Origin of the sequence: Streptomyces sp. NPDC059142, assembly GCF_042755665.1 — a bacterium.
Lineage (GTDB): Bacteria > Actinomycetota > Actinomycetes > Streptomycetales > Streptomycetaceae > Streptomyces.
This window is the reverse complement of sequence record NZ_JBHZDA010000130.1, coordinates 1-12,563: the sequence shown is the minus strand read 5'-3', so window position 1 is coordinate 12,563 and position 12,563 is coordinate 1. Positions and strand designations below refer to the sequence as shown.

At 73.5% G+C, this 12,563-nt stretch carries 11 protein-coding genes and 1 pseudogene; 9 read left to right on the top strand and 3 right to left on the bottom strand.

Annotated features, from left to right (window positions below):
• Nucleotides 1–94: 94 nt before the first annotated feature.
• The 3 genes from ACFXPK_RS30185 to ACFXPK_RS30175 form a co-directional block, all read right to left on the bottom strand.
• On the bottom strand, nt 95–322 hold the full coding sequence (locus ACFXPK_RS30185) for a DUF3107 domain-containing protein (protein WP_329829234.1): 228 nt from the start codon (nt 320–322) through the stop codon (nt 95–97).
• Between the two features lie 130 nt (nt 323–452).
• On the bottom strand, nt 453–1,094 hold the full coding sequence (locus ACFXPK_RS30180) for a TetR/AcrR family transcriptional regulator (RefSeq protein ID WP_385005487.1): 642 nt from the start codon (nt 1,092–1,094) through the stop codon (nt 453–455).
• A gap of 179 nt (nt 1,095–1,273) precedes the next feature.
• On the bottom strand, nt 1,274–1,504 hold the full coding sequence (locus ACFXPK_RS30175) for a hypothetical protein (RefSeq protein ID WP_385005485.1): 231 nt from the start codon (nt 1,502–1,504) through the stop codon (nt 1,274–1,276).
• A gap of 111 nt (nt 1,505–1,615) precedes the next feature.
• Here ACFXPK_RS30175 and ACFXPK_RS30170 point away from each other — a divergent pair, with 111 nt between their 5' ends.
• From ACFXPK_RS30170 to ACFXPK_RS30130, 9 genes and pseudogenes are all read left to right on the top strand, one after another.
• Nucleotides 1,616–2,602 (top strand): alpha/beta fold hydrolase, encoded by a 987-nt coding sequence (locus ACFXPK_RS30170; protein WP_385080276.1) that lies wholly within the window; start codon nt 1,616–1,618, stop codon nt 2,600–2,602.
• A gap of 8 nt (nt 2,603–2,610) precedes the next feature.
• Complete coding sequence (locus ACFXPK_RS30165) at nt 2,611–3,960, top strand: DUF3152 domain-containing protein (RefSeq protein ID WP_385080274.1); 1,350 nt, start codon at nt 2,611–2,613, stop codon at nt 3,958–3,960.
• A 199-nt stretch (nt 3,961–4,159) separates the two neighbouring features.
• Nucleotides 4,160–4,258, top strand: coding sequence for an Ms4533A family Cys-rich leader peptide (locus ACFXPK_RS30160; RefSeq protein WP_385005479.1), 99 nt, complete (start codon nt 4,160–4,162; stop codon nt 4,256–4,258).
• A 241-nt stretch (nt 4,259–4,499) separates the two neighbouring features.
• Nucleotides 4,500–6,224, top strand: a complete 1,725-nt coding sequence (locus tag ACFXPK_RS30155; protein ID WP_385005477.1) for an ABC transporter substrate-binding protein — start codon at nt 4,500–4,502, stop codon at nt 6,222–6,224.
• Entirely contained in the window at nt 6,221–7,258 is a 1,038-nt protein-coding gene (locus tag ACFXPK_RS30150) for an ABC transporter permease (RefSeq protein ID WP_385080272.1), read from the top strand. Before ACFXPK_RS30155 ends, ACFXPK_RS30150 begins: the two co-directional genes overlap by 4 nt.
• Nucleotides 7,255–8,244 carry an ABC transporter permease gene (locus ACFXPK_RS30145; RefSeq protein WP_385006938.1) on the top strand — a complete coding sequence of 330 codons (990 nt, stop codon included), beginning with the start codon at nt 7,255–7,257 and terminating at the stop codon, nt 8,242–8,244. Before ACFXPK_RS30150 ends, ACFXPK_RS30145 begins: the two co-directional genes overlap by 4 nt.
• A 14-nt stretch (nt 8,245–8,258) precedes the next feature.
• Nucleotides 8,259–9,962 carry an ABC transporter ATP-binding protein gene (locus ACFXPK_RS30140; protein ID WP_385006940.1) on the top strand — a complete coding sequence of 568 codons (1,704 nt, stop codon included), beginning with the start codon at nt 8,259–8,261 and terminating at the stop codon, nt 9,960–9,962.
• Between the two features lie 202 nt (nt 9,963–10,164).
• Nucleotides 10,165–12,072 (top strand): DUF3492 domain-containing protein, encoded by a 1,908-nt coding sequence (locus tag ACFXPK_RS30135; RefSeq protein ID WP_385080270.1) that lies wholly within the window; start codon nt 10,165–10,167, stop codon nt 12,070–12,072.
• Nucleotides 12,065–12,323: pseudogene (locus ACFXPK_RS30130) on the top strand (hypothetical protein); the annotation flags it as partial. The gene ACFXPK_RS30135 and the pseudogene ACFXPK_RS30130, both read left to right, overlap by 8 nt.
• Between the last annotated feature and the right edge of the window lie 240 nt (nt 12,324–12,563).

The window sequence follows — 12,563 nt, the reverse complement described above, 5'->3', positions numbered from 1 at the left end:
ACCCGGCGCCGCCGCCCCACCCCCCACAGCCCGGGCGGGGGCGCGGCGGCGCCCCCCCCGCCGGGCCACTCCTCGCGCCGATGAACGACGGCGGCTACAGGTTGCCGAAGCCGACCCGTCGCGCCGCGGGCTCACCGATCTCCACGTACGCGATCCGCTCGGCCGGTACGAGCACCTTGCGCCCCTTGTCGTCCGTGAGGCTGAGCAACTGCGCCTTGCCGGCCAGCGCCGCGGACACGGCTCGCTCGACCTCCTCGGCGGACTGCCCGCTCTCCAGAACGATCTCGCGGGGCGTGTGCTGCACGCCGATCTTGACCTCCACGGCTATGTCCCTCCGAACGGTCTGCGGTGCGCGGCCAGCCGCGCTGTACGCGCCAACACTAGCCCGGAGAGATCGCCTCGAAGGCGCCGCGGTGCACGCCCGCAGCGAACACGGGCGGGACCGGCCCGCCTCAGTGCTGTTCGCTGCCGTGCAGCGGGAAGCCGGCGATACCGCGCCAGGCCAGCGAGGTGAGCAGTTGCACGGCCTGTTCGCGGGGGATCTGCGACTCGCTGGAGAGCCAGTAGCGCGCGACGACCTGGGAGACCCCGCCGAGCCCCACCGCCAGCAGCATGGACTCCTCCTTGGAGAGCCCGGTGTCCTCGGCGATCACGTCGGAGATCGCCTCGGCGCACTGGAGGGCGACCCGGTCCACGCGCTCGCGCACCGCCGGCTCGTTGGTCAGGTCCGACTCGAAGACCAGCCGGAACGCGCCGCCCTCGTCCTCCACGTACGCGAAGTACGCGTCCATCGTCGCCTCGACGCGCAGCTTGTTGTCGGTGGTCGAGGCCAGGGCCGTACGGACGGCCAGCAGCAGCGACTCGCAGTGCTGGTCCAGCAGGGCGAGGTACAGCTCCAGCTTTCCCGGGAAGTGCTGGTAGAGCACCGGCTTGCTGACACCCGCCCGCTCGGCGATGTCGTCCATCGCGGCCGCGTGGTACCCCTGCGCGACGAACACTTCCTGTGCGGCGCCCAGCAGCTGGTTGCGCCGGGCGCGACGCGGCAGGCGGGTGCCTCGCGGGCGCGCCGCCTCGGTCTGCTCTATGGCTGTCACGCCGCCTCCCAAAATTCGTTCCGTGCGCGTGGTGCGCCGCTCCGCCATCGTACTTTTGGGTAACCCGGCCGCGCGTGGTGAGGAGGCAGAATTTCACGGACCGGACGCGTACGGAAGCCGGACCGGGCCGCCGTGGCCCGCCCGGCCGGGAATCCGCGGCCCGGGGCCGCGCCGCCGCCTCAGCGGTAGTCCTCCTCGTCGCCCAGGTCCACCGCCCTCGCCTGGTCGGCCGCGTCCCCCTCGCTCGCCGTGTCCGGGTCGATGTGCGTCAGTGGTTCGTCACGGCCCCCGCCCACCTCCGTGCGCTGCTCGGCGGCGTCCGCCTCGGGGACCTCGTCGGCGGCCCCGGCGCTCCTGCCGTTCCCGGCCTCCGCGTCGAAGGTCTCGGGGTCCGTGGGATCGACTCTCATACCGGCCCCCTTTCTCTCCCTCCGAGAGTAGGAGCCGGGGGTGTCCCGCGCCATACGGCCTGTGATGGTGAACACCGGGATTCCGGCGTGATCGTCTCGTAACATTGCCGCATGTCGTCGACCGAGCTGCCGGAAACCGTAGCCGCCGCCGCGGCTCCGAAGGTGAGTCCCGTACGGGTCGCGGAGGGGGAGGAGCTGCGCTCCGTCGTCCTGCCCGGACTGACCCTGACCGTACGGGCGCGCCCCGCGAGCCGCGCCGGGGCCGCGCCGGCACTGTATGTGCACGGGCTCGGCGGATCGTCGCAGAACTGGTCGGCGATGATGCCGTACCTCGCGGACCTGGTCGACGGTGAGGCCGTCGACCTGCCCGGCTTCGGGGACTCGCCCCCGCCGTCCGACCGCGACTACTCGGTCTCCGCCCACGCCCGCGCGGTGGTCCGGCTGCTCGACGCGGGTGGGCGGGGCCCCGTCCACCTGTTCGGCAACTCCCTGGGCGGCGCGGTCGCCACGCGGGTGGCCGCCGCCCGGCCGGACCTGGTGCGGACCCTGACGCTGGTCTCCCCGGCGCTGCCGGAGCTGAGGGTGCAGCGGACCGCGCTGCCCACCGCGCTGCTCGCGGTGCCCGGCGTCGCCCCGCTCCTCGGCCGGCTGACCCGCGGCTGGACGGCGGAGCAGCGCACCCGCGGGGTCATGCAGCTCTGTTACGGCGACCCGGCGGCGGTCGAGGACGAGGACGTGCGGCACGCGGTGGCGGAGATGGAGCGCCGCCTCCAACTGCCTCATTTCTGGGAGGCGATGACGGGTTCGGCGCGCGGTATCGTCGACGCGTACACCCTGGGTGGACAGCATGCGCTGTGGCGGCAGGCCGAACGGGTCCTGGCACCGACCCTGCTCGTCTACGGCGGGCGGGACCAGCTCGTCTCGTACCGTATGGCCCGGCGGGCCTCGGCCGCTTTCCGTGACTCCCGGCTCCTCACGCTCCCCGAGGCCGGGCATGTTGCCATGATGGAGTACCCGCGGCAGACCGCGTCGGCCTGCCGGGACCTCATTGACGAGTACGGTTCCGACGACTCGATCGACGAACACGGCAGGAGCTGATCCGGGGCGTGGGACGACACAGCCGCAAGGGCCCCGTACCCCAGGGCTCGCCGAGCGCGGGTGGCCCCGCGCCGGGCGATCCGGGTCCGGACCGGGAGGGGCAGGGGCGGCGCAGGCGTTCCGGCGACGGCCAGGAGCAGGACTCCGACCAGCACGGCGGACCGGGACACGGCACCCCCGCGCACGGCGTGCCGCAGGTACGCGGCGGCCATCCCGAACAGCGGGAGTCCGGCGGCGGTTGGGGCAGCGCACGGCGCTACGGCGACCGGCAGGGCGCGCCCCCACGCCCCACGGGCCCGCGTACGGCAGGCTCAGGCGGCCCGGCCACCGGCGGCACCCCGGTGATCCCGGGCCCGCGCAAGGAGTTCGTGGACGCGTTCGACGCCTTCGGCACCCTGGACTCCGCCGCCACCCCGACGCCCCGGCCCATCCCGAAGCCCGGTGGCCGTGACGGCGGCGGGGGTACGGACGCGGCTCCACCCGGCGAGGACGAGGACGGCTCCGGGCAGGACCCGGAGGAGCCCGCCAGAGGCGGCTGGGGCCGCGCGCTCACCGGGATCGCCGCTGCGGCGGTGACCACCGTCCTCGCCGTCGTGGTGGCCGGTCAGGTCACCGGCGGCGGCTCCGACGCCTCCGGCGCGCGGGCGGACGGCGGGGTCGACCGGGCGGAGCAGGACGGTGACGGGGCCTCGCGCTCCGACGAGCGGACCGCCCCCGCGGACGGGAAGGCGGCGCCCTCGGCCGGGGCCACCGCGGCCACCTACGAGGAGCTGATGGTCCGCCAGTTCCCGCTGGACCCGGAGCTGAAGGCGGCGGGCACCTTCACCGCCGTACCGGGTCTGGCCAAGGCGCCCGGCAAGGGCGAGAAGTTCCGCTACCGTGTGGACGTCGAGAACGGACTCGGCCTCGACGGGGCGCTGTTCGCGGGCGCCGTCCAGAAGACCCTGAACGACCGGCGGAGCTGGGCCCACAACGGCGCCATGACCTTCGAACGGATCTCCAGCGGTCAGCCCGACTTCGTGATCACGCTGGCGAGCCCGGGGACCACGGCGTTCTGGTGCGCGAAGTCCGGTCTGGACACCACCGTCGACAACGTGTCCTGCGACTCGGCCGCCACCGACCGCGTCATGATCAACGCCTTCCGCTGGGCGCAGGGCGCGGAGACCTTCGGGGCCAAGGCGATGTTCCCCTACCGGCAGATGCTGATCAATCACGAGGTCGGCCACCGCCTCGGCCACAACCATGTGAGCTGCCGCACGCCGGGCGCGCTCGCGCCGGTGATGCAGCAGCAGACCAAGACGCTCGACCTCGACGGCATCAAGTGCCGTCCCAACCCCTGGGTCTACCCGGACGAGTGACCTCCGGGGCCGGAGGAACACGGGGGACAGGCGGTGTACGGGGCGACCTCCGGGGGCGGGCGCCGACGGCGCTCACCCCTCCACGAGCGTCGCCCGGCGCCGGGCGCGGCCCCCTGACCGTCCACGGATGTCCGTATGGTGAGAGAGCCGTCTCGCTCCGCGTTGACATTCGAACACTGCCTCATCCATATTTCTCCGCATGTCGTCCCCCTACGCACCCGCATACCGTCACGCCGCCTTTGAGCTCGCGCTCATCGGCGTGACGCCGCTGTGCGTGGCCGACATCCTCTGTAGCTGACGCCGCCCGAACACGTCCGTCCCCCGGCGCATCGCGCCGCGGACCCGCGTGGTCGGCGCTCCTCCGTCCGTACGCGGGCGCGGCGTCCAGATCCACCTCGTTCCTCCCCTCGGCCGCTGCCGCCTGCGCGGACACCGGGCGTTCCACGCCCTCTGTTCCCGTCCCGCTCCCTCCTGTCACTCTTGTGCACTCCGTCACTCTGTGCACGCCGTGCGCGCAGCCCACCGAGAGGCTTCTTCCGATGCGTCAACCGTCCGTCATCACCCGCCGCGTGGCCGCGGCAGCCGTCACCCTGGCCGTGGCAGCGGGCGCCGCCGCCTGCGCGGGCCCCCAGGACAACGATGCCAAGAGCGACGGCTCGGCCAAGGGCAAGCCCCAGAAGGGCGGCACGCTGTCGGTCCTCAACACCGAGCCGCAGGCCGACTTCGACCCGGCGCGTCTCTACACCTCCGGCGGCGGCAACGTCCCCTCGCTGGTCTTCCGTACGCTGACCACCCGCAACCGGGAGGACGGCGCGGCCGGCACCAAGGTCGTCCCCGACCTCGCCACCGACACGGGCCGCCCCAACGCCGACGCCACCGAGTGGACGTACACCCTCAAGGAGGGGCTGAAGTTCGAGGACGGCACCCCGATCACCACCGCCGACATCAAGTACGGCATCGAGCGCTCCTTCGCCGCCGAACTCTCCGGCGGCGCCCCCTACCTGCGCGACTGGCTGATCGGCGGCTCCGACTACCAGGGCCCCTACAAAGATCCCAAGGGCCTCGCCTCGATCGAGACGCCCGACGCGCGCACCATCGTCTTCAAGCTGAACAAGCCCGAGGGCGACTTCCCCTTCGTCGCCACCCAGACGCAGTTCGCACCGGTGCCCAAGGCCAAGGACAAGGGCGCCAAGTACGAGGAGCACCCGATCTCCTCGGGGCCGTACCAGGTCGTCAAGAACGAGGGCGACGGCCAGCACATGGTGCTGGAGCGCAACCCGCACTGGTCCGAGAAGACCGACGACCAGCGCCACGCCTACCCCGACAAGATCGACGTCAAGGCCGGCCTCGACTCGGCCGTCATCAACCAGCGGCTCTCCACCAGCTCGGGCGCCGACGCCGCCGCCATCACCACCGACACCAACCTCGGCCCCGCCGAGCTGGCCGAGGTCGGCGGCGACAAGTCGCTCGCCGCCCGCGTCGGCACCGGACACTTCGGCTACACGAACTACCTCGCCTTCAACCCGAAGGTGAAGCCGTTCGACAACCCGAAGGTGCGCCAGGCGATCTCGTACGCCATCAACCGCACCAGCGTGATCAACGCGGCGGGAGGCTCCGCGCTCGCCGAGCCCGCCACCACCTTCCTGCCCGAGCAGAAGGCGTTCGGCTACACGCCGTACGACCACTTCCCGGCCGGCAAGACCGGTGACCCGGCGAAGGCCAAGGAGCTGCTGAAGGAGGCCGGCCACCCGGGCGGGCTGACCATCTCCCTCATCCACTCCACCGCGCAGAACCGCGAGACCAGCCCCGAGGTCGCCACCGCCGTCCAGGAAGGGCTCAAGAAGGCGGGCATCACCGTCAAGCTGGTGGGACTGGAACCGAACGCCTTCAACGAGGCCCGCTGGAGCGTCAAGAACGCGCCCGGCTTCTTCCTCTCCCGCTGGGGTGCCGACTGGCCCTCCGGCGGTCCCTTCCTGGCGCCGATCTTCGACGGCCGGCAGATCGTCAAGGACGGCTCCAACTTCAACCACGCCCAGTTCGACGACCCGGCGGTCAACAAGGAGATCGACGAGATCAACAAGCTGACCGACCTGTCCGCGGCGGCCGAGCGCTGGGGCGCCCTCGACAAGAAGATCGGTGAGCAGGCCCTCGACGTGCCGCTCTTCCACCCCGTCTACAAGCGGCTCTACGGCAAGGACGTCAAGAACATCGTGATCAGCGACTGGACCGGCGTCCTCGACATCTCGCAGGTCGCGGTCAAGTGAGTACCGCTCCCGACCCGGTGGCGGCGGGGGCGGCGGGCTCCACGGCCCCCGCCCCGGCCGCTCCCGCCTCCGGCGCCGGCCAGGTCTGGCGACGGCTGCGCGCACGCCCCTCGGCCCTGGTGGCCGGGGGCGTCCTCGCGCTGCTGGTGGTCCTGGCGCTCGCCGCGCCGCTGCTCGCCGCGCTGGCGGGCCAGGACCCGAACACGTACCACGACTCGCTCGTCGACTCGGCGCGCGGCGGAGTGCCCCTCGGCCCGTTCGGCGGGGTGAGCGCCGACCACTGGCTCGGTGTCGAACCCGGCACCGGACGCGATCTGTTCGTACGGCTGCTCTACGGCGCCCGTATCTCGCTGCTCGTCGCCCTCGGCGCCACCGTCGTACAGGTCGCGATCGGGGTCACCGTCGGCCTCACGGCCGGTCTCGGCAACCGGTGGGTGGACACCGTCCTCAGCCGGGTCTCCGATGTGATGATCTCGCTGCCGATGCTGGTGCTCGCCGTCGCCCTGACCGCCGTCGTCCCCCAGGACTTCCCCCGCCCCCTGCTGCTGATCCTCGTCATCGGCCTGCTCAACTGGGGCGGCACCTCACGGATCGTCCGGGCGCAGACCCTCACCCTCAAGCAGCTCGACTTCGTCGCCGCCGCCCGGCTCGGCGGCTCGGGGCGGCTGCGTGTCGCACGCCGTGAGCTGCTGCCCTCGCTCGCGGCGCCCGTCATCACCTACGCCGCCATCCTGGTCCCGACGAACATCGTCATCGAGGCGTCGCTGTCCTTCCTCGGCGTCGGCGTCAAGCCGCCGACGCCGTCGTGGGGCGTGATGCTGTCGAGCGCGCAGACCTGGTTCCGCGCCGACCCGATGTACGTCCTGCTCCCCGCCGGGCTGCTCTTCGTGACCGTGCTCGCCTTCACCGTGCTGGGCGACGCGGTGCGTACGGCGCTCGACCCGCGCGAGGCGAGCCGGCTGCGGGTCGGGACGCGGACCCGCACCCGTACGTCCGGCAAGGCCCGTACCCCCCTCAAGGACACCGCCTCATGACGCGCTATCTGATCAAACGGCTCGCCGGCGCGCTCCTGGTCCTGTTCGTGCTCTCCGTCGTCGTCTACGCGCTCTTCTACCTGGCGCCCGGCGACCCGGCCCGGCTCGCCTGCGGCGAACGCTGCTCCACCCAGCAGGTCGACCAGGTCCGCGAACGCCTCGGCCTCGGCCAGTCCGTCTTCGCGCAGTACGGACACTTCCTGCGCGGCATCGTCGCCGGACGCGACTACTCCACCGGCACCTCGATGCTCCACTGCGACGCGCCCTGCCTCGGCTTCTCGTACAAGACCGACCAGCAGGTCACCCAGCTCATCCTGGAGCGGCTGCCCGCGACGGTCTCCCTCGCCGTCGGCGCGATGGTCGTCTGGCTGGTCATCGGAGTCGGCACCGGTCTGCTCTCCGCGCTGCGGCGCGGCGGGATCACCGAGCGCGCGCTGACCGTGCTCACCCTCGCCGGAACCGGCACGCCCGTCTTCATCCTGGGCCTGCTGCTCCTGATGGTGGTCTGCGCGTACCTCCAGTGGCTGCCGTTCCCCTCGTACGTACCGCTCGGCGACGACCCCGAGCAGTGGGCGTGGAACATGCTGCTGCCCTGGCTCACCCTCGGACTCTTCGAGAGCGCGAAATACGCGCGGTTGACGCGCAGTTCGACGCTGGAGACGCTGGCCGAGGACCATATCCGCACCTTCCGCGCCTACGGCGTCGGGGAGCGCGCGGTCGTCGGGCGGCACGCGCTGCGCGGCGCCCTGCCGCCGGTCATCGCGCTCAACGCGAACGACTTCGGCACGGTGATCGGCGGCGCGGTGCTCACCGAGACCCTGTTCGGCATCCCCGGCGTCGGCAAGACGCTCATCGACTCGGTGCGCGACGTCGATCTGCCGGTGGTGGTGGGCGTGGTGCTGGTGACCGGGGCGGCCGTCGTGCTGGCCAATGTCGTGGCGGACCTGCTGTACGCCGTGGCCGACCGAAGGGTGGCACTCCTGTGACCCGTACGACCTCCGTGGCTCCCGAGACCCCCGAGGCGTCCGCCGCGGAGCCACTGATCCTCGTGGAGGACCTGACCGTCGACTTCACGGCGGGCGCCGACGACACCGTGCGCGCCGTGGACGGAATCTCCTTCTCGCTCACCGCGGGCCGGGCGATCGGCCTGGTCGGCGAGTCCGGCAGCGGCAAGAGCACCGTCGCGGGCGCGCTCCTCGGACTGCACCGGGGGACCGGCGCGCACGTCGGCGGTACGGTACGGGTCGCCGGTACGGACGTGGGCACCGCCTCCGACCGCGAACTGCGCGCGCTGCGCGGCGCGGTGGCCGCGATGGTCTTCCAGGACCCGCTCTCCTCCCTCGACCCGTACTACGCGGTGGGCGACCAGATCGCCGAGGTCTACCGCGTCCACACCGACGCCACCCGGCGCGCGGCGCGTGCGCGGGCGGTCGAGGTGCTGGACCGCGTGGGCATCCCCGACGCCGCGCGCCGCGCGCGCTCCCGGCCGCACGAGTTCAGCGGCGGAATGCGCCAGCGCGCGCTGATCGCCATGGCGCTCGCCTGCGAACCGCGCCTGCTGATCGCGGACGAACCCACCACGGCGCTCGACGTGACCGTCCAGGCGCAGATCCTCGACCTCCTCCACGACCTGCGCCACGAGACGGGCATGGGGCTGCTGCTGGTCACCCATGACGTGGGCGTCGCGGCGGAGAGCGTCGACGAGGTCCTGGTGATGCGGCACGGGCGCGCGGTCGAACGCGGCCCCGTCGCGGACGTCCTGGGCGCGCCCCGGGACCCGTACACGCGCGCGCTGCTCTCGGCGGTGCCCCGGGTGGACGCGCCGGTCGAACGGGCGCCGGCCGCACCGGGCACCGGCGGCCCGCTGATCGAGGCGGTCGGCCTGCGCCGGGAGTTCCGGCGCGGACGGACGACCGTCACCGCCGTGGACGGGGTCTCGCTCACCGTCGCGCCGGGGGAGACCCTGGGCATCGTCGGCGAGTCCGGCAGCGGCAAGACCACACTGGGCCGGATGCTCGTACGGCTGCTCGACCCGAGCGCCGGGACCCTGGAGTACCGGGGGACGGAGATCGGCGCGGCGTCCGAGAAGGAGCTGCGTCCCTACCGCCGCGAACTTCAGATGATCTTCCAGGACCCGGTCTCGTCGCTCAACCCGCGCCGCTCGGTGGGCGAGTCCGTCGCGGACCCGCTGCGGGCCGCGGGGGTGCTGGACGAGGAGCGGATCGTCGAGCGGGTACGGGGGCTGCTGGAGCGGGTCGGGCTCGACCCCGACCGGTACGACCGGTATCCGCACGAGTTCAGCGGCGGCCAGCGCCAGCGCGTCGGGATCGCCCGCGCGCTCGCCGCGGAGCCCCGGCTGATCGTCTGCGACGAGCCCGTCTCCGCGCTCGACGTGACGACCCAGGCGCAGGTCATCGCGCTCCTGGCGGAGCTCCAGCGGGAACTGGGGCTCGCGCTGGTCTTCATCGCGCACGACCTCGCCGTGGTCCGCCAGGTCAGCGACCGTATCGCCGTCATGAAGGACGGCAGGATCGTGGAACAGGGCACGGTCGAGGAGGTCTACGGGGCGCCCTCCGAGGCGTACACGAAGCAGCTCCTCGCCGCTGTTCCCGCGCTCGATCCGGGGCTCGCGGCGGCGCGCCGCACCACCCGCAGGGAGCTTCCGGCCCCCGTCGAGCCCGCCGGGGAGGCGGCCCTGACCTGAGCCACGAGGCTCGCCGTACGTAACCGTCCCTTTTCGTAGTGCGACAGAACGCCGCCGGTACGAGAAAGTTACGTGCATTCACCCCTTCCGGTGGTGCGACGGACAACCGTCCGTCGTACCACCGGGTTGTCCGCTTACGGTCGTCCCGCTGCGTGTCGCCGATCAACGGTGGCCGCCCACAAGGGAGATCGGGGGTGCGCTCGTGCGGATCGGACTGCTTACGGACGGTGGGTATCCGTATGCGACGGGTGAGTCCAGGCTCTGGTGCGACCGGCTCGTACGCGGGCTCGCACCGCACGAGTTCCACATCTACGCGCTCAGCCGCAGCGCCCGGCAGGAGCGCGGCGGCTGGGTCCTGCTGCCGCCGCACGTCCCGGCGGAGCGGGTGCGCACCGCGCCGCTCTGGGCCCCGGCCGACGACGGTCGCGGTCACGGGCGGCGCGACCGGCGCCGGTTCGCGCTCCACTTCGCCCGGCTGGCCGAGGCGATCTGCGCCGAGGACGGGCCGGCGGGCGCGGACGGTGCGGCGGGCGCGGGTGGGTCGGCGGGCGGGGACGGCGCCGTGGGCGGGCCGGCGGGCTCGGACGGCGCCGCGGCCTTCGCGGAGGGGCTGTACGGTCTGGCCGACCTCGGCAGGGAGCGCGGCGGGCTGTACGCGGCGCTCCGCTCCGAGACCGCCGTACGGCTGCTGGAATCGGCCTGCCGGGCCCCCGGCGCACGCCGGAGCGTGCAGAGCGCCACCGTGCCCGACTTCCTCGCGTTCGCCGACCAGTTGGAGCGGGCGCTGCGCCCCCTGTCGCTCGACTGGTACGGCGAGGCCGACGGACTCGGCGCCGTCGACCTCTGCCACGCCGCGTCCGGCGGTTCCGCGGCCCTGCCCGGGCTGCTGGCCAAACGCTTCTTCGGGGTCCCGCTGCTGGTCACCGAGTACGGCGTACGGCTGCGGGCGCACTACCTGGCGACGGCGGACGCCCCGGACACGGGCGCCCCCGGCGCGGACGCGGTGTCCGCCGCGCCGGTGCGCGCCCTGCTCGCCTCCTTCCACCGGCGGCTCGCCGCCGAGATCTACCGGCAGGCCGGTGTCATCACCCCCGGCAATCTGCACGCCAGACGCTGGCAGGAACGGTGCGGCGCCGACCGCGCCAAGCTGCGCACGGTCTACCCGGGGATGGAGACGGAACGGTTCGCGGCGTTCGCCGACGAGGGCGCCGCCGGGAGCCGCGCGGGCGGGGACGGCGTGGGCGAGGGCGGCGCGGACGGCGCAGGCACGTACGGGGCAGGCGGGGACAGGGCGGGCGCGGACGGCGCGGGCTTGCACGAGGACGGTCCCGCGACCCTGGTCTGGGTCGGCAGGATCGAACCCGCCAAGGACCTGATCTCGCTGCTGCACGCCTTCGCGGAGATCCGCAGGGCGCAGCCGGACACCCGGCTGCGCATCGTCTCCGCGCCGGTACGGGACACCGAGGGCGCCGCGTACCTCGCACACTGCCGGGGGCTTGCGGCCCAGCTCTTCCCCGACGAGGCGGCCGACGCGCACGCCGTCGGCGACAACCCCGTCTCCTTCGAGGAGATCGGCGGCCCCGACGCCCCCGACCTGCCGGAGGTGTACGGCTCGGGCACCCTGGTCCTGCTCTCCAGCGTGGTCGAGGGCTTCCCGATCAGCCTGGTCGAAGCCATGTTCTGCGCGCGCGCCACGGTCTCCACGGACGTCGGGGCGGTCGTCGAGGTCATCGGCGGCACCGGACTGGTCGTACCCCCGCGCAATCCGCGGGCGCTCGCGGACGCGTGCGTCACGCTGTTGCGCGACCCCGGACGCCGCGCGCGCCTGGGCGCCGCGGCCCGCGCCCGCGCACTCGAACTGTTCACCGTCGAGCAGAACCTCGCCGCGTTCCGCGCGCTCTACCTGGAACTGATCTCCCACGCCCCCGTACGGCGCGCGGCCGAATCGGTCGACGCCGACGGAGCGCCCCTGCCCTTCGCGCACCCGGCCGAGACCCATGTCCCCGGCCACTGGACGGCGGCCCGCCGCCCGCCGCGCACCGTCCCGAGCTGGGCGGACCCCGGCCGGCGCGTCGGCGCCTACGCGGGAGCGGGGGACCACGATGCCTGACACCCACCACCCCCGAACGGCCGCCGCCGGCCACGCGCACGCGCGACGGGGCTCCGCCGATCCCGTCAAGGCGCTGCTCCACCGCCATCGCACGCTCTGCGAGCGGGCCGTCGACCCGCTGGAGATCGCCGCCGGACTGGAAGCCCACGGGATCACCGACCGCACCGCCGCCCGCTTCCGGCACCGGGACGTCTTCTCGCTGGCCGAGGAGTTGTACGCACGCGTCCCGCAGAGCACCGACGCACCGCGCGTGGCCGACGGGGCGCACGGGGCCGACGGTGCGCCTGGCACGGGCGGTACGCACGGTGCGCCCGGCGCGGGCCGCGCGGAGGGCGCGCACGGCGCGGGCCCCCCCCCCCGCGCCGGCCCCCCGCCCCCCCGTGTGTCGCCGGCCGCCGCCCGCCCCCCCCCACGACAACCGTGCCGGAGCGGTCGGTGAAGAGCCGGAACTGCGCGACGGGCCGGGGGTTGAAGTCGAGCAGGTGGTACGC